Consider the following 16,839-nt stretch of genomic DNA (forward strand, 5'->3'; position numbering starts at 1 on the left):
CGGGCCTCAGAGCGGGGCGGTGGCGGCGGCCAGCCAGGCGCGGGTCGCCTCGTCCACGCGCGGGGCGATCTTGGCGAAGACGTCGGCATGGTAGGCGTCCAGCCAGTCGCGCTCGTCGCCCGTCAGCAAGGCGGGTTCGATGGCACGGCGGTCGAACGGGGCGAAGGTGAGCGTCTCGAAGGCCAGCAGCGGCTTCTCCGCGCCGTCGGGCTCGGGGCCCTCGACGACGACCTCCAGATTTTCCAGCCGGACGCCGAACGAGCCGGTCTTGTAGAAGCCGGGTTCGTTGGAGAGCACCATGCCGCGCACCAGCGGCACGGTGCCGACCTTGGAGATGCGCGCGGGCCCCTCATGGACCGAGAGATAGGCGCCGACGCCATGGCCGGTGCCGTGATCGAAATCGAGCCCCGCCTGCCACAGGAACTGCCGCGCGAAGGGATCGAGCTGCGCGCCCGAGGTGCCGGCCGGGAAGATGGCGCGGGCAATGGCCATGTGGCCCTTCAGCACCCGGGTGAACCGATCGCGCATTTCCGCGCTCGGCGTGCCGACGGCAATGGTGCGCGTCACATCGGTGGTGCCGTCGACATACTGCGCGCCGGAATCGATGAGGAACAGTTCGTCGAGCCCGATGCGCCGGTTGGTTGCCGTGCTCACGCGGTAATGCGGCAGGGCGGCATTCGGCCCGGCGCCGGCGATGGTGGGGAAGGCAACGTCCTTCATCGCGCCGGTGTCGCGGCGGAAGGTCTCCAGCGCGCAGACGGCATCGATCTCGGTGAGCTGGCCCTTGGGCGCCTCGGCGTCGAACCAGGCGAGGAAGCGGGCGAGCACGGCGCCGTCGCGCAGATGCGCGGCGCGCATGCCGGCGAGTTCCGCCGCATTCTTGGCGGCCTGCATCAGCGCCACCGGGCTCTGCCCGCTGGAGACACGTCCGCCGGCGGCCTCGATCCGCGCGGCCAGCAGCGCGGGCGCCGTCGCCTGATCGAGGCGGATTGCCGTGCCGCCCGTGGCGAGACGCTCGACCGCCCGCTCCAGCAGCACCGGTTCGAGAATCTCGGCATGGCGGGCCAGCGCGTCGCGCGTGGCATTGGAGAGCTTGCGCCCGTCGACGAACAGCATCGGCCGCTCGTCGCGGCGCAGGATCGCCCAGGAGAGCGGCAGCGGGGTGAAGCGGACATCGCCGCCGCGTATGTTGAAGGTCCAGGCCACGGCGTGCGGATCGGAGAGCACCAGCGCGTCGAGCTTCTGCTCGGCCAGCGCGACGCTGACGCGGGCGAGCTTCTCGTCCACGCCTTCGCCGGCCAGCGCGGGATCGCGCAGCGTGACGGGCGCCACCGGCACCGGGGGGCGGTCGCTCCAGATGGCATCGACCGGATTGCCGTCCACCGCCACCAGCGCCCCGTCCACCGTGGCAACGGCGCGGCGCAGCTTTTCCAGCCCGTCGACGGTCACGAGCCAGGGGTCGTAGCCGAAATGCGAGCCGGCCGGGAGGTTTTGCTCCAGCCAGCGCTCCGGCGTGGTCCGCGCGAGCGGCACGACGTTGAACGACGCCGTGTCGACCTGATCGGCGGCCTGCAGCGTGTAACGTCCGTCCACCACGATGGCGGCCTTCTCGCGCAGCACGAGGGCGACGCCGGCCGAGCCGGTGAAGCCGGTCAGCCAGGCGAGCCGCTCGTCGCAGGGCGGCACATATTCATTCTGGTGCGCGTCCGCGCGGGGAATGATGAACCCGTCCAGCCCGCGCCGCTCCATTTCGGCGCGCAGGCGGGCCAGCCGCTCCGTGCCGAGGGTGGGAGCAGCGGGATCGGCGAAGGACTGGAACTTCGCTTCGAACGTGGTTTCGGACATGGTGGTTTCGGACATGTCGGCACTCGCGCAGCGCGCCCGCGATGGCGCGCACAGGTACAATAGCGTGCCGCAATGGCACGCGCACAACAGCTGATCTCTCAGGTGCGGGAGGCGAAGCCGCGGCCGGCGTCGACCAGCGACTTGGCCCCGAAGGCGACGAACATCAGCCCGACCAGGCGGGTGATGACGAGGCCGTGGCGCAGGAAGAACCGCCGCACCGGCGCCAGGCCGGCCGCCCAGACGAGGAAGATGTCGGCGATGATGAAGCCGACCAGCGCCGAGGCGAGCAGCCAGGGTGCGGCGTCCCAGGACAGGCCGGAGGCATAGCTCGCGGTGAGGGCCGTGAACATGGCGACCGAAACCGGATAGGCCTTGGGATTGGTGAGGCCGAACAGCACGCCCGTCATCAGTGGACGGCTGGCCCCCACCGGCGCCGCCGCACCCTCGCGCGAGCGCAGGGCCTTGATGCCGAGATAGACCAGATAGAGCCCGCAGCCGAGGCCGAGCAGGTCGAACAAGGTCGGGCCCAGCTGATTGACGCCGATGATGGCGGCAAAGGCCAGCGCGGTCCAGAACAGGTCGCCGATCAGGTGCCCGCCGACAAAGCGCGCTCCGGCCGGCCGGCCCTGGGTGGCGGCCAGCGAGAACAGCGCGAGAAAGGCGGGGCCGGGCGATAGAACATAGAGCGCCCCGGCAAGGGCGGTCATGACATAAAGGCCGTAGGACATGTATGGGACCCGGCTGGACGTGATCACGAATATGCACCAGCATCGGCGCCAACAGACACGGCGTCAATCGCTGCCAAGGTGGGGGAATGCCTTGAACGGCGCATGGCAGAGACGGCGCGGCCGGCTGGCGGCGGCGTGGGCGCGCATGGCAGGAGGGGTTGCCCTTTCGGCAGCTCACGCGGCGGTGCTTGCCGCAGTCCTTGTCGCCGTCCTTGCCCTCGCGCCAGCCCGTGCCCAGGCACAGGCGGGTCCAGCGCCGGGAAATGCGACCGCTGGCCGCCAAAGCGTGGGCGCGCCTCCGGTGCTGCGCGTGGGAACCTTTGCCGACAACCGACCCTGGGTGTTCCGCGACGCGCAGGGCCATCTCGTGGGGTTCGAGGTGGATCTGGTTCGAGCGCTGGCGGCCGAGCTTGGCCGGCGTCCCGACTTCGCCGTCATGCCGTTCAAGGAACTGCTGCCCGCGCTCGGGATCGGGGATGTCGATATCGTCGTCTGTTCGATTTCCGTGACGGCGGAGCGCCGCGGGCGGATCGATTTCACCCAGCCTTATTACGAGACGTCGCAGGCCGTCGTGGTGCTCAAGAAAGCGCGCATCCGCTCCCTTGCCGATCTGGCCGGCAAGACGGTGACGGCCGCCGCCGGCACGACCAACGAGCAATGGCTGCTCGACAACCGCACGCGTTACCGATTCGGGCCGGCGGTGATGGTCGGCGGTCTCGACGAGGGGCTTTCGCTGCTGCAGACCGGCGGGGCGGATGCCTATTTCGGCGACCTGCCGGCGCTGCTCTACAGCCTGCTGACCCGGCCCGACCTTGCCGTGGCGGTGAGCCTGCCGACCGATGACCGCTATGCCGTTGCGCTGGCGCACGGCTCCGCCCTGACGCCGCGCGTCGATGCCGCGCTCGCGACCCTGAAGCGCAATGGCACGCTCGCGGCCATCCACCAGCGCTGGTTCGGCAGCGCCCCGCCGCCGGGTTCGCCGGTGACGACGGAACTGCCGCGCCCGTAAAGCGCTGGCCCAGCCCGTGTCTGCCGATGCGCGCCGCCGCTTCGGGAGGCACGCGATCGTGTCCGATCCGCCTGCTTCGGGCGTCGTTTTCAGGCCGGCCTCGCCAAATGGGCATGCCGATGCCATTTTGTTCTTCCAAGAGTCGAACAAGAATCGAAAGTCACAGTGCTGCCATGAGTGCGAGCGGGCCCTTGTCCGATCCCCGGAAACCGCCACGCGACGACGCGTTCGACATTCCGTTCGACCTGCCGGACGGAATGCCGGGCGCGCCCTCGACCGATATCTCGAACCCCGGCATTCGCCCGGGCGGCATTGCCGCGCGCGCGCAGGCGCTGGCCAATCCCGGCCGCCCGGCGGGCGCTGGCGCCTATATCGAGGGGCTGAACCCCGAGCAGCGCGCGGCGGTGGAGGCGACGGAAGGGCCCGTGCTGGTGCTGGCGGGCGCGGGCACCGGCAAGACGCGCGTGCTCACCACGCGCATCGCGCATATCCTCTCGCTCGGCCTTGCCTGGCCCTCGCAGATTCTCGCCGTGACCTTCACCAACAAGGCCGCGCGCGAGATGAAGGAGCGCATCGGCTCCATTGTCGGTCCGGAGGTGGAAGGCATGCCGTGGCTCGGCACCTTCCACTCCATCGGCGTGCGCATGCTGCGCCGGCACGCGGAACTGGTGGGGCTGAAATCGGGCTTCACCATTCTCGACACCGACGACCAGATCCGGTTGCTCAAGCAACTGCTCCAGGCCGAGCAGATCGACGAGAAGCGTTGGCCGGCGCGGCTTCTGGCCAACACGATCGACGGCTGGAAGAATCGCGGCCTGTCGCCGGAGCAGGTGCCGGCCGGCGAGGGGGCCACCTTCGCGCATGGCAAGGGCGGCAAGCTCTACCGCGATTATCAGGCCCGGCTGAAGGCGCTCAACGCGGTGGATTTCGGCGACCTGCTGCTGGAGAGCATCCGCCTGCTGCGCGAGAATCCGGATGTTCTGGCCGAATATCACAAGCGCTTCCGCTATATTCTGGTCGACGAGTATCAGGATACCAATGTCGCGCAATATCTCTGGCTGCGGCTGCTGGCGCAGGGCTCGCGCAATGTCTGCTGCGTCGGCGATGACGACCAGTCGATCTATGGCTGGCGCGGCGCCGAGGTGGACAACATCCTGCGCTTCGAGAGCGATTTTCCCGGCGCGCTGGTGGTCCGGCTGGAGCGCAATTACCGCTCCACCGGCCATATTCTCGGCGCGGCCGCCCATCTCATCACCCATAATGAGGGCCGGCTCGGCAAGACGCTGTTCTCGGAAGGCGAGAGCGGCGAGAAGGTGACGGTGACGGGCGCCTGGGACAGCCAGGAGGAGGCCCGCGCCATCGGCGAGGAGATCGAGGCGCTGCAGCGCGAGGGCCACGGCCTGTCGCAGGTGGCGATCCTGGTCCGCGCCTCCTTCCAGATGCGCGAGTTCGAGGACCGTTTCGTCACGCTGGGGCTCAATTACCGCGTCATTGGCGGGCCGCGCTTCTATGAGCGGGCGGAAATCCGCGATGCGCTGGCTTACTTGCGCGTCATCGCCTCGCCCTCCGACGATCTCGCCTTCGAGCGCATCGTCAATGTGCCCAAGCGGGGCCTGGGCGACGCGGCGCTGCGGCAGATCCACGACCATGCGCGAACTGCGGGCCTGCCGCTGGTCGAGGCGGCGCGTGAACTGGTCGCCAGTGAGGAACTGAAGCCCAAGGTGCGGCTCACGCTGCGCGATCTCGTCGGCAATTTCGATCGCTGGCGCGAGCAGATGGCGCGGCTGCCACAGCATGAACTGGCCGAAATCGTGCTGGATGAGAGCGGTTACACCGAGATGTGGCAGAAGGACCGCTCGGCCGAGGCTGCCGGGCGGCTGGACAACCTGAAGGAACTCGTGCGCTCGATGGAGCCGTTCGAGAACCTCATCGGCTTCCTCGAGCATATCTCGCTGGTGATGGATGCCGAGGGCGCCGCCGGCCAGGACGCCGTCAACATCATGACGCTGCATTCCTCCAAGGGGCTGGAATTCGACACCGTGTTCCTGCCAGGCTGGGAGGAGGGGGTTTTCCCCAACCAGCGCGCGCTGGACGAGCAGGGTCGCGCCGGGCTGGAGGAGGAGCGCCGCCTCGCCTATGTCGGCATCACCCGTGCGCGGCGACGGGCCAAGGTGTTCTTCGCCTCCAACCGGCGCATCCATGGGCTGTGGCAGTCCGCCGTACCGAGCCGCTTTCTCGACGAATTGTCGGAGAGGGACGTCGAGGTGACGGAATCGCGCGGCGGCTCCGGCTGGGGCGGCGGGCAGGGCGGCGGCTATGCCGGCCGCTACGGCTATGGACCGAGCCGCTTCGACGAGGCGCAGACCTTCGGCTCATCGTATTCCACGCCCGGCTGGCAGCGCGCGCAGAACGCCACGCGGTCGAGTGCGGCGGCGTCCGGGGGCAAATCCTCGGGTGGGTTCGCCGAGCGCGGTTCGCGCTATGGCGCGAGCGATGCGGCGCGCGGGCGGGTGATCGAGGGCGAACTGATTGCCAAGTCGGGCGGGCCGCCCTCGCGCTTCGGCCGCGGCGACCGGGTGTTCCACCAGAAGTTCGGCTATGGCGACGTCGTCGCGGTGGAGGGCAACAAGCTCACCGTGCAGTTCGACAAGGCCGGCGAGAAGAAGGTGGTGGACAGCTTCGTCCAGGCGCCGTGAGCGCCATGCGGTGGCACCGCTGGCATTTATCCGCGCTCTCGCTTACACACCCTCGCGTCTCAGCCGTGACGCGAGGAATGCCATGCTCGAAGGTTTGCCGCCCAATGGCGCATCGCATGTGATGCGCGTGGATGCGCCCGAGGGCGAGGCGCGGGCGATTGCCGAATTCCTCGGCGAGAGCTTCGATCCGGCCGAGGTCGCCACCTCCGCCTTCGAGATCGAGAACCGCGCGGAAGGCTCCGGCTGGGCGGTCGAGGTCTATTTCGGCGAAGAGCCGGACGAGGACATGGTGCGCGAGCTGGTGTCGATCGTCTCGCCCGCCGCCGCGGCGGCCGCGGTGTTCTCCACGCTCGACCGCAAGGACTGGGTCGCCGCCTCACTGGAAGGGCTGGCGCCGGTCGCGGTCGGCACCTTCATCGTGCATGGCTCGCATGATCGCGGCGCGGTCGGCCCCAATCGCATCGGCATCGAGATCGAGGCGGCGCTGGCCTTCGGCACCGGCCATCACGGCACCACCAAGGGCTGCCTTGCCGCCATCGTCGCCTTCGGCAAGAAGCGCCGGCCGGCCCATACGCTGGACATCGGCACCGGCACCGGCGTGCTGGCCATGGCGGCGGCGCGGCTGTTCCACGAGCCGGTGGTGGCGAGCGACATCGACCGTGTGGCGGTGGCGACCGCCCGGGTCAACGCGCAGGCCAACCATGCCGCCGCGCCCATCCATTTCCTGCACGCGCCGGGGCTCGGCAATGGCGAGTTCCGCCGGCGCGGGCCCTATGACCTCGTGCTGGCCAACATCCTGCTCGCCCCGCTCAAGCTCATCGCCCGGCCGCTGGCGCGCCTCGTCGCCACCGGCGGCACGGTGGTGCTGTCCGGGCTATTGCCCTCGCACGCCAATGCGGCGCTCGCCGCCTATCGCGCGCAGGGGCTTTACCTCGTGCGGCGGCGGACCATTGAAGGCTGGGTAACGCTGGAGCTTGCCGCGGATGCGGGGCGTCCGCACCGGCGGTAAGCTCCTGTCGATCGCGCCGGTTACAGCAACCGGATCGGCATGTTGACCGGGCGGCCGAGCCCATCGGGCCGCGGCAGCGCGCCATGGGCCGCCTTCATCAGGGCGAGGCGTTCCAGCACCTCGTCCGGGAAGGGCACGATCCGCCGGCTGCCGGGCTCCACATGCTGGGCGATCTGCTCGCAGGTGGCGGCGATCCAGCCCTCGCGGGCATGGTGCAGTTCCTGGAACAGATGCATGCGCTTGTCGTCATAATTGACGAGGCGCAACGTTACCCGCACCTGATGGCCCGCGCGCAATTCGCGATGGATGCGATGATGGGCTTCCACCGCGAAGAAGGACGCACCGGCATGCTCGGCCGCGATCGGGCCGAGGCCTACAAGAAAGATCGCCTCGTCGACCGCGCGGTCGAACAGAAGGCTGTAAAAAGCCGAACGCACGTGCCCGTTGTGATCCACCCAGTTCGGCTCGACCGTCAAGACGGACGAAACGAAGGGTGCGAAGAACACGGGTTCGAAATCGATCCCGTCCAGCATGACACCATCCCGACCGTTCTGAGCGCGGTAGCCCGCGCTGCCTTATTGACAAGCATTGTGCCGACTTTCCGTGCAGTCGTCACCTGCCTCGGTGAGCAGGCACGAGTATAATTCTCGCGAATCGGCAGATTTGTGTCGGCTCGCCTGCCGCGCCCGCCGCGGCCGGGCTCGCCGCCTGCTGCGATAAGGTATATGCCGTCATCCGTGCCGGCTGGCCGTCCGGCGCGGCAAGGGGAGGACGAGATGGCGGAACTGATGGGCGAACACGCGCGCGAGGCGGTGGCCGATGCGGCCGTGCGGGAGGTAATCGCCAGTCTTTCCAGTCACTTCGGCGAGAGGCTGTCGACCGGCCGCGCGCTGCGCGAGCAACACGCCAACACGATCACCTGGCTCGACAACGAGGCTCCCGACGCGGTGGTCTTCGCCGAGAGCGTGGAGGATGTTCAATTTGTCGTGCGCACCTGCGCGCGTCATGGCGTTCCCGTCATTGCCTTCGGCACCGGCTCCTCGCTGGAAGGGCAGATCAATGCCCCCAATGGCGGCATCAGCCTCGACATGTCGCGCATGAACCGCGTGCTGTCCGTGCACCCCGAGGATCTCGACTGCGTGGTGGAGCCGGGCGTCACCCGCAAGCAGCTCAACGAGCATCTGCGCGATGCCGGCCTGTTCTTCCCCATCGACCCCGGCGCGGACGCCTCGCTTGGCGGCATGGCCTCCACCCGCGCCTCCGGCACCAATGCGGTGCGCTACGGCACGATGAAGGACAATGTGGTGGCGCTGACCGCCGTGCTGGCCAATGGCGAGATCATCACCACCGCCCGGCGCGCGCGGAAATCGGCGGCCGGCTACGACCTGACACGGCTGTTCGTCGGCGCTGAGGGCACGCTCGGCATCATCACCAGCCTGACGCTGAAACTCTCCGGCATTCCCGAGGCGATTTCGGCGGGCGTGTGCGCCTTTCCCACCATTCGCGCGGCCTGCGACGCGGTGATCCTCACCATCCAGTCCGGCCTGCCGGTGGCGCGCATCGAACTGCTCGACGAGGTGCAGGTGCGGGCCTGCAACGCTTATTCCAAGCTCGACCTCGCGGAGAAGCCGACGCTGTTCGTCGAGTTCCATGGCACGCAGGCCAGCGTGCATGAGCAAGCCGAACGCTTCGGCGAGATCGCCACGGATTTCGGCGGCGGTCCGTTCATCTGGGAGACCCGCCCGGAGGACCGCACGAAATTGTGGCAGGCGCGGCACGATGCCTATTGGGCCTGCCTGCCGCTGAAGCCCGGCGCCAAGGCGCTGGCCACCGATGTCTGCGTGCCGCTCTCGCGCCTCGCCGATTGCGTGGACGAGACCAAGCGCGACATCGAGGAAATGGGCATGATCGCCCCGATCGTCGGCCATGTCGGCGACGGCAATTTCCACACCGTGACGCTGGTCGACATGGACGACCCGCAGGATGTGGCGAAGGCCAGGGATTTCATCTCGCGCATGGTCAAGCGCTCTCTGGCGATGGGCGGCACCGCTACCGGCGAGCACGGCGTCGGCCAGGGCAAGCGCAAATACATGGAGGCCGAGCACGGTGCGGCGACGCTCGACGCCATGCGCGCCATCAAGGCCGCACTCGACCCGCTCAACATCATGAACCCGGGCAAGATCCTGCCGTGACGCCGTGCGCGCGGCCTCGTCCGCTTCACGCGGATCGTGCGGGACGGGCGCCTGGTTCGCGCCGTTAAGCCTGCGGCGAATTCCGGCTTTGCGCAGAGGCGTGAAGAATGCGAAAAATATCAACAGTCTAGCGGTAAAACGCGACTGAGGGCACGTTGGCCCAGCCCTTGAGGCCGGCGCGGGCGCGGTTCGATCCGGAGGAGATGCGTGCAGAACCTGCTGCTCACCATCGCGAGCGCCATCATTCTGGCGGTGGCGGCCGCGTTTGCGGCGCCCTTCGTCGTGGACTGGACGCAGTGGCGCGCCACGTTCGAGGCGCAGGCCGCCCGCGCGGTGGGCGCGCCGGTGATCATTCGCGGCCCGATCGAGGCGCAGATTCTGCCGACGCCGACATTCATGCTGCACGATGTCAGCGTGGGCGTGGACAGCGCCGGCACCGGGCTCTCCGCGGCGGCGCTGAGCGGCCGGCTGTCGCTCGGCGCGCTGATGCGCGGTGAATTCGTCGCCGATGGGCTCACGCTGGTCAGCCCGCGCATCCGCCTCGTGGTCGACGCGACGGGCACGCTCACCCTGCCCACCGGCGCGGGGCGCCCGGCCGGGCTGACCATCGCCGACCTCGCCATCGAGAATGGCACGCTCGATCTGCTCGATCGCGCCGGTGGCCGCTCGCTGCGGCTCGACGACATCGATCTCGCCGGTGAACTCGGCGGCGTGCTCGGCCCGCTGCGGCTGGAGGGCGAGGTGGCCAGCGCGGGAGTGCGGCGCAAGCTGCGCCTCTCGCTGGCGCAGGTCCAGCCCGACGGAACGACGAAGCTGCGCCTCGGGGTGCAGAGCATCGGTTCGCCCTTCACCGTCGATGCCGACGGAACGCTCGCTTTTCCGGGCGGCCGGCCCGCCTTCCAGGGCCGTGCGTCCATCTCGATGCGCGCGATGGAGGCGGCGCCCGGTGCGGCGGCGCCTCCCCCCGCGCAGGACCCGCTGGCCGGCTGGAGTCTCGCGGGGACGGTGAACGCGACGCCGCAGGCGGTGGACGCCACCAATCTCAGCCTGTCGCTGGGCAGCGGCGAGCGGCCGGTGGAACTCTCCGGGCGCGGGCGGCTGGCGGCGGTGGGCACGCCGGACCAGCCGGCCTCCCGGTTGGAACTGACGCTCGCGACGCGGCAGATCGACCTCAACGCGGCGACCGGCGGGGCCTCGCCGATCGGCGTGATCGACCGGTTCGCCCAGACCATCGCCCCGCTCACCGGCCTTGCCACCAGCGGCACGCTGGATCTGGCCAGCGACACCGTGTTGCTGGGCGGCGCCGCCATGCGCGAGGTGAAGGCGGGGCTCGACTGGTCGCCCGCCGGCTGGCGCGCGCGCAATGTCGAGGCGCGGCTGCCGGGGCGGGCCAGCGTCAAGCTGTCCGGGCGCCTGCCGCAGGCGGCGGGCACGCCGTCCAACGACGCGCTGTTCGCCGGCGACATGGTGCTCTCGGCCGAAGACCTGCCGGCCTTCATCGGCTGGGCGGCGCCCGATGCCACCAGCCTTATCGCCGGCCTGCCGACGGGCGCGGCCGAGCTCAAGGGCACGGTGGCGCTCGCGGCCGATCGCATCGCGCTGGATCGCATGAGCCTGCGGCTGGGCGACACCAGCCTTGCCGGCACCGCCGCCTATGCCTTCGCCCCGCCGGGCGGGCGCGGGCGCATCGACGCGGTGCTGTCCACCGCCAAGGTGGATATCGATGCCCTGCTGCCGCCCGCGCGCAAGTTGCTCGGCTATGGCGGCGATCGGTTCGACGTGCGGCTGAGCTTCAGCGGCACCGGCGTGCGGCTGGCCGGAATCGACGCGGCGGGGGCGGACATTATTCTCAGGAGCGACGCGGGCGGCTACGCGGTCGAACGCCTCGCCATCGCCAATTTCGGCGGGCTCGACCTCAACGGTTCCGGCCGGCTTGCCGCGGCGGGCGCGAGTGCCTCGGCTGACGGACGCTTTCAGGCGCGGCTGACCGGCGGGCGGGCGGATGGGCTGCCGGCGCTGGCGCGGGCGCTCGGCTTCGCGCCGGTCGAGGCCTTCGCGAGTTCCATGGGGGCCAGCCTCGCCCCGCTCGATGTCGCGCTCGACCTCACCTCGCAGGCGGGGCGCACGGCGCTCGATGCGAAGGGGCGGCTCGGCGTGCTCAGCGGCACGGCGAAGCTGGGCTTCGGCGCCGGACGGCCGGTGGAGGGCACGCTGGCGCTGGACATGACCGATGGCACCGCCGTGCTGTCCACCCTCGGCGTGCCGGGGCTCCGCGCCGGGCTTGGCCCGGCCCGCGCGACGCTTGCCCTCGGCTCCGAGCTTGACGGCACGCTGAATATCGCCGGCGCCACGCTCAAGGCGCGCGGCCGGCTGGACTGGGAGGCGGACGGGCGCGCGCGCCCCAATCTCGCGCTGGTGCTCGCCGATGCCGATCTCGCCCGCCTGTTTTCCACCTTCCCGGCCAGCGTCGTCGCCGCGCTGCCGGCGAGCCTGTCCGGCACGCTGACCCGCGAGGGCAATGGCTGGCAGCTGGCCGGGCTGGCCGGTTCGGTCGCCGGCCATACGGTCGAGGGCCGCGTCACCTATCTGCCGGGCGAGACGCTGCCCGTGGAGGCCGATCTCGCGCTCGACACGTGGAGCCTGCCGGACGCGCTCGGCCTTGTGGTCGGGCCTGTGGCGGGCGGCGGGTCTGGCTGGCCGGATGGTCGGTTCGGCACACCGGAGCTTGGCGGGCTGGCCGCGCGGGTGAAGCTGAACCTGCGCCGGTTCGAACTGCCGGCGGGCCTTGCGCTGGATGGCGCGCGCCTGCAGGCGCGGCTCACCGGCACCGGCATTGCGGTGGAGGAACTCACCGGCGCGCTGGCGGGCGGGCGCTTTTCGGGGCGCTTCGACCTTGCCCGGCGCGGCGGCGACGCGCTGCAGGTCGATGGCCATCTCGCGCTGTCGGATGCCGACAGCGCGCGGCTGCTGGAAGCGGCCGGCGTGACGCGCCCCGCCGTCCGCGGCCGGGTGACGCTGGCGCTCGACCTTACCGGCAGCGGACGTTCGCCCCGCGCCATTGCCGCCGCCCTGCAGGGGCAGGGCAGCCTTGTCGTCGACGGGCTGGAAATCGCCTATGCCGATCCGCGCGCGCTGCAATATGTGATGCTGGCCACCGAGCGCGGCCTGCCGCCCGACCAGGCGCGCACGGTGCAACTGCTCAATGAGGGGCTGTCGCGCGGCCCGCTCAAGCTCGATCGGCTGGAAAGCGCGCTCAGCGTGGTGGGTGGCGTCGCCCGCACAGCCACGGCGCGGGCCAGCGTCGGCGCGCAGCGCTTCACCTTTACCGGTTCGCTCGACATTCCCGCGCTTTCCTTCGAGACCACGCTGGAAATCGAGGATGCCGCGGCGGCCGGGCAGGGCGCGGCGCCCGGCGCGGCCACGGGGGCGCCGCCGTCGGCCGGCGTGCAGTGGCGCGGGCCGATTGCCGCGCCCGAGCGCCGCTTCGATATCACCCCGCTCATCGCCGCCATCAACATGCGGGCACTGGAGCGCGAAACCAAGCGGCTGGAATCGGAATATGGCCGTACGCCGCTGACCGATGCCGGCCACCCCACGGACGAGGAGCCAGCGCCCTCCGCCGCACCGCAGCCGCAGCAATTGCCGGCTCGCCCGGCGGTGCAACCGCCGAAGGCTTTTGCCGCGCCGCCGCAGCAGCGCCCGGCGGCGATCCGGCCGGCGCCCCCCGCCGCTTCTTCGCCACCCTTCGCGATGCCGCCGGGCGGGGACGCCCCGCCGGCCGTTCCCCCGCCGGCGCCACCTCTCGCGCCGCCGATCGACATTCCGCCCGATCCGCTGCGCAATCCGGTGGCCGTTCCGCCGCTGGCGCCGTGAGGGCGCCGGCCGCCTGAGGCTCCTCAGGCGGTGACGAAGTCGCTCGCCATATAGCCTTGCAGGTAGAGCAGGGCGGTCAGGTCGCCATGGTCGATGCGCACCTGCGCGCTGGCGGCGACGGCCGGCTTGGCGTGATAGGCGACGCCAAGCCCGGCCTCGCCGAGCATGGCGAGATCATTGGCGCCGTCGCCGACCGCCAGCGTGTCCTCCTGCGCGAGGCCGAGCGCAGTGCGCGCCTCGATCAGCGTGGCCAGCTTGGCCTCGCGGCCGAGAATGGGTTCCTCCACCCGCCCGGCGAAATGCTCGCCGTCCGCCACCAGCACATTCGCCCGGTGCGCATGGAAGCCGACCATGGCCGCGACGCGCTCGGTGAACAGGGTGAAGCCGCCGGAGACGAGCCATGTGCGCGCGCCATTGGCACGCATGGTACCCACCAGTTCGCGCCCGCCCGGGGTGAGGCGGATGCGCTGGGCGATCACCTCGTCCACCACGCCGAGCGGCAGCCCCCTGAGCAGGGCCACGCGCTCGCGCAGCGCCGGTTCGAAGGCGATCTCGCCGCGCATGGCGCGCTCGGTAATGGCCGAGACATGCGCCTTCATGCCGGCGAAATCGGCCAGTTCGTCGATACATTCCTGGCCGATCATGGTGGAATCCATGTCGGCGAGGAACAGCCTCTTGCGCCGCCCGGCCGCCGGCAGCAGGGCGACATCCACCGGCGCGCCGGCCAGCGCCGCGCGCAATGCCTCGATGTCGCCGGTGCCGGAAAAGCCGATCTCGGCGGCAATGCCGGGATTGAGCCGGCGCACCGCTTCGGGCTGGGGCAGCACCGCGCGGGCCCTCGCGATGAGCGCGTCATCGATGGCGGGGGCGAGCGGATTGGCGATCAGGACGGCGACATGCGAGGGAGCGTCGGGCATCGTTCAGCAGCGTCTCGGGGCAATGGCGGGGGGCGCGGGGCGGAAACGGGGCGGAAATCCTTGCCGTCGCCGCGGTGGCGGGCAAAAAGGGCGAACGGACCATCAGGCGACCGGGCGATCCGGCGACGCGGAGAGCGGAGTTGACGAGCAGACCCTCGCGCCCGCGCGCGGTGCTTATCGCAGGGCCGACCGCCAGCGGCAAGTCGGCGCTCGCCCTGGCGCTGGCCGAGCGCACGGGCGGCGTCGTGATCAATGCCGATTCGATGCAGGTCTATCGCGACCTGCGCGTGCTCACCGCCCGGCCGAGCGCCGAGGAAGAGGCGCGGGCGCCCCATCGTCTCTACGGCCATGTCGACGGGGCGCAGGACTATTCCGCCGCGCACTGGCTGGAGGATGCGGCGGCGGTGCTTGCCGCGACCGAGGCGGAGGGGCGCCTGCCCATCGTCATCGGCGGCACCGGGCTGTATTTCAAGGCGCTGACGCAGGGTCTCTCGCCCATGCCCACCATCCCGCCGGAGGTGCGCGCCCGGGTGCGCGCGCTGGACGAGACCGCGCCGGAATTGCACGCGCGGCTCAGCGTGATCGACCCGGAGACGGCCGCCCGGCTGCGCCCTTCCGACACGCAGCGGCTGATGCGCGCGATCGAAGTGTTCGAGGCGACCGGCCGTCCGCTCGCGCACTGGCAGGCCGAACCGGCCGGCCCGCCGGTGCTGCCGGGCGCGGCGGCCGTGCGGATCTTCCTCGCCACCGACCGCGCGGCCCTGCGCGCGCGCATCGCCGCGCGTTTCCACGCGATGATGGAGATGGGCGCGCTGGAGGAGGCGAGGGCCCTGCTGGCGCGGGGCCTGCCGGCCGACCGCACCCTTCTCAAGGCCCACGGCATGCCATGGTTCGCGCGCCATTTCGCGGGCGAGATCCCGCTGGAGGCGGCGATCGCGGGTGGTATCGCCGACACCCGCCATTACGCGAAGCGGCAGGACACCTGGTTCCGCCATCAGCTGGAGGGCTGGATGACACTGCCGGTGGCGGAGGCGGCGATCCTGCTGGCCGGGATCCCCGCCGGCTGACCCCTCACAGGCCGAGATCCGACAGGCCCGGATGGTCCGCCGGCCGCGCGCCGGCCCGATCCCAGTGGAACTTGCGATCGGCGGGCTGGATCGGCAGGTCATTGATGCAGGCATAGCGGCGCTGCATCAGGCCATTCGCGGCGAATTCCCAGTTCTCATTGCCATAGGAGCGGAACCAGTTGCCGGAATCGTCGTGCCACTCATAGGCAAAGCGCACGCCGATGCGGTTATCCGTGAAGGCCCAGAGTTCCTTGATCAGCCTGTAATCGAGTTCTTTCGCCCATTTGCGGGCGAGAAAGGCGACGATCGCCTCGCGCCCGTTGACGAATTCCGCCCGGTTGCGCCACTGGCTGTCGGGCGTGTAGGCGAGCGAGACACGCTCGGGATTGCAGGAGTTCCAGCCATCCTCGGCGCCGCGCACCTTCTGGATTGCGGTTTCCTGGGTGAAGGGGGGGAAAGGCGGGCGGGATTCGGCCATGGCACGTCTCCGGAATGTGGCGCTTCGCTTTCAAGCCCGTGCCGGGCGCCGTACCGGCAGGGGGCGCCATCTTAGGGCAAACGCGCTTGCCAGTGTTACGACAACGCCCGCCCCGAAGACCCACCAGGCGGGGCTGATCGCATAGTCGAAGGCGAGATTGGCGGCCAGCACCCGCGCCGGATCGATGCCGGTGGCGGTGGCATACCAGCCCGCCTCCATCAGCGCCGTGATCACCCCCGAGAGCGCCGCCAGCGCGAGGAGATTGAGAAGGCCGGTGCCGCGCTGATAATGCTGCAGGATCCGCCAGCCCATCAGCCAGACGAACAGGCCGGCCATCAGCGTCGGCTCGGTGACGTCGAGCTTCTGCTGCATGAAGAAATGCAGCAGGCCGAGCGCGGTGGCGGGATAGACCAGCCTGTGCAGCCGGTTCCAGCGCTCGGCGCCGAGACGCTTTAGCGCCCCGTCCCACGAGGTCGCAGCCAGCGCCGCGAAGGCGAGGAGCGCGACGAAGCCGATGGTGAGGTAGATGCGCAGCGCGATCTCGCGCGCCGCCGTGCCGAGATTTCCGGTATCGATGAGATAGAACGTGAAGTGGATGCCGATGAGCAGGGCGGCGCCAAGCCCCAGCGTGCGCCGGGCGGCCAGCAGCTTGGGCCAGTTGAACAGGCGCCGCGCCGGGCTCACCGCCAGCGAGATCAGCAGCAGGCGGATCGACCAGTCGCCGATGAAGCGGATGACCTCGACCAGCGGACGCGCGCCCAGCGCCGGCTCGCCGCCCAGCCCGGGCGAATCCAAGCCCGGGGCGCCCAGACCCGGGGCGCCGCCGAACGGGCTCGGCGGCGTGAAGCCGCCGCTCAGCGCCCGGACGAGCAGCAGGACGAGGGGCAGCAGGACGACGAGAAGCGCGCCGATCTTCTCGACACTGAGCTTGCCGGAATTTTCTCGCAGCAGGGGCATGGCGGACCGGGGCAATCCATTGGAGGGATGTCACCGGTCTATACGGCCGCACGCGCGGCGATATTTCA

General features: G+C 70.3%; 12 protein-coding genes. 6 read left to right on the forward strand and 6 right to left on the reverse strand.

The genetic code is table 11. The features are described 5' to 3' along the window. Positions 1-6: 6 nt before the first annotated feature. Together QOZ99_RS05625 and QOZ99_RS05630 are read right to left on the reverse strand one after the other, a co-directional pair. Positions 7-1,860 carry an aminopeptidase P family protein gene (locus QOZ99_RS05625; protein WP_306889020.1) on the reverse strand — a complete coding sequence of 618 codons (1,854 nt, stop codon included), beginning with the start codon at positions 1,858-1,860 and terminating at the stop codon, positions 7-9. Between the two features lie 83 nt (positions 1,861-1,943). Continuing rightward, on the reverse strand, positions 1,944-2,573 hold the full coding sequence (locus QOZ99_RS05630; RefSeq protein ID WP_306889021.1) for a LysE family translocator: 630 nt from the start codon (positions 2,571-2,573) through the stop codon (positions 1,944-1,946). Between the two features lie 310 nt (positions 2,574-2,883). Here QOZ99_RS05630 and QOZ99_RS05635 point away from each other — a divergent pair, with 310 nt between their 5' ends. The 3 genes from QOZ99_RS05635 (at position 2,884) to QOZ99_RS05645 (ending at position 7,287) form a co-directional block, all read left to right on the forward strand. Beyond that, positions 2,884-3,582, forward strand: coding sequence for an ABC transporter substrate-binding protein (locus QOZ99_RS05635; RefSeq protein ID WP_306889022.1), 699 nt, complete (start codon positions 2,884-2,886; stop codon positions 3,580-3,582). A gap of 191 nt (positions 3,583-3,773) precedes the next feature. Then, a complete protein-coding gene (locus QOZ99_RS05640) occupies positions 3,774-6,278 on the forward strand; it encodes an ATP-dependent helicase (RefSeq protein ID WP_503128547.1) in 2,505 nt (834 codons plus the stop codon). Positions 6,279-6,360: 82 nt separating this feature from the next. Beyond that, the gene (locus tag QOZ99_RS05645) at positions 6,361-7,287 is read left to right on the forward strand and encodes a 50S ribosomal protein L11 methyltransferase (protein ID WP_306889023.1); all 927 of its coding nucleotides are present in this window, start codon (positions 6,361-6,363) and stop codon (positions 7,285-7,287) included. A gap of 20 nt (positions 7,288-7,307) precedes the next feature. On the opposite strand, the gene QOZ99_RS05650 is transcribed toward QOZ99_RS05645, so the two are convergent. After that, positions 7,308-7,820 carry a thioesterase family protein gene (locus tag QOZ99_RS05650; RefSeq protein WP_183190621.1) on the reverse strand — a complete coding sequence of 171 codons (513 nt, stop codon included), beginning with the start codon at positions 7,818-7,820 and terminating at the stop codon, positions 7,308-7,310. 243 nt (positions 7,821-8,063) lie between these two features. Here QOZ99_RS05650 and QOZ99_RS05655 point away from each other — a divergent pair, with 243 nt between their 5' ends. Together QOZ99_RS05655 and QOZ99_RS05660 are read left to right on the forward strand one after the other, a co-directional pair. Beyond that, on the forward strand, positions 8,064-9,479 hold the full coding sequence (locus QOZ99_RS05655; protein WP_306889024.1) for an FAD-binding oxidoreductase: 1,416 nt from the start codon (positions 8,064-8,066) through the stop codon (positions 9,477-9,479). Between the two features lie 207 nt (positions 9,480-9,686). Continuing rightward, on the forward strand, positions 9,687-13,352 hold the full coding sequence (locus QOZ99_RS05660) for an AsmA family protein (RefSeq protein ID WP_306889025.1): 3,666 nt from the start codon (positions 9,687-9,689) through the stop codon (positions 13,350-13,352). A 23-nt stretch (positions 13,353-13,375) separates the two neighbouring features. Here QOZ99_RS05660 and serB read toward each other — a convergent pair whose 3' ends face one another. After that, positions 13,376-14,269, reverse strand: coding sequence for a phosphoserine phosphatase SerB (gene serB / locus QOZ99_RS05665; RefSeq protein ID WP_306889026.1), 894 nt, complete (start codon positions 14,267-14,269; stop codon positions 13,376-13,378). Positions 14,270-14,409: 140 nt separating this feature from the next. Between serB and miaA the strand changes: the two genes are divergently transcribed. After that, positions 14,410-15,336 carry a tRNA (adenosine(37)-N6)-dimethylallyltransferase MiaA gene (miaA, locus tag QOZ99_RS05670; protein ID WP_306889027.1) on the forward strand — a complete coding sequence of 309 codons (927 nt, stop codon included), beginning with the start codon at positions 14,410-14,412 and terminating at the stop codon, positions 15,334-15,336. 4 nt (positions 15,337-15,340) lie between these two features. On the opposite strand, the gene QOZ99_RS05675 is transcribed toward miaA, so the two are convergent. Together QOZ99_RS05675 and QOZ99_RS05680 are read right to left on the reverse strand one after the other, a co-directional pair. Further along, positions 15,341-15,814 (reverse strand): nuclear transport factor 2 family protein, encoded by a 474-nt coding sequence (locus QOZ99_RS05675; protein WP_306889028.1) that lies wholly within the window; start codon positions 15,812-15,814, stop codon positions 15,341-15,343. Positions 15,815-15,844: 30 nt separating this feature from the next. Continuing rightward, positions 15,845-16,771 (reverse strand): protein-methionine-sulfoxide reductase heme-binding subunit MsrQ, encoded by a 927-nt coding sequence (locus QOZ99_RS05680; protein WP_306889029.1) that lies wholly within the window; start codon positions 16,769-16,771, stop codon positions 15,845-15,847. Positions 16,772-16,839: the final 68 nt, after the last annotated feature.

This window comes from Ancylobacter amanitiformis, from assembly GCF_030814815.1.
GTDB lineage: Bacteria > Pseudomonadota > Alphaproteobacteria > Rhizobiales > Xanthobacteraceae > Ancylobacter > Ancylobacter amanitiformis.

Excerpts from the sequence above, each read along its gene's own strand:
- serB (WP_306889026.1), bottom strand. The coding sequence starts at position 14,269 with ATGCCCGACGCTCCCTCGCATGTCGCCGTCCTGATCGCCAATCCGCTC.
- QOZ99_RS05650 (WP_183190621.1), bottom strand. The coding sequence starts at position 7,820 with ATGCTGGACGGGATCGATTTCGAACCCGTGTTCTTCGCACCCTTCGTT.
- QOZ99_RS05645 (WP_306889023.1), top strand. The coding sequence starts at position 6,361 with ATGCTCGAAGGTTTGCCGCCCAATGGCGCATCGCATGTGATGCGCGTG.
- QOZ99_RS05680 (WP_306889029.1), bottom strand. The coding sequence starts at position 16,771 with ATGCCCCTGCTGCGAGAAAATTCCGGCAAGCTCAGTGTCGAGAAGATC.
- QOZ99_RS05675 (WP_306889028.1), bottom strand. The coding sequence starts at position 15,814 with ATGGCCGAATCCCGCCCGCCTTTCCCCCCCTTCACCCAGGAAACCGCA.
- QOZ99_RS05630 (WP_306889021.1), bottom strand. The coding sequence starts at position 2,573 with ATGTCCTACGGCCTTTATGTCATGACCGCCCTTGCCGGGGCGCTCTAT.
- QOZ99_RS05625 (WP_306889020.1), bottom strand. The coding sequence starts at position 1,860 with ATGTCCGAAACCACCATGTCCGAAACCACGTTCGAAGCGAAGTTCCAG.
- QOZ99_RS05655 (WP_306889024.1), top strand. The coding sequence starts at position 8,064 with ATGGCGGAACTGATGGGCGAACACGCGCGCGAGGCGGTGGCCGATGCG.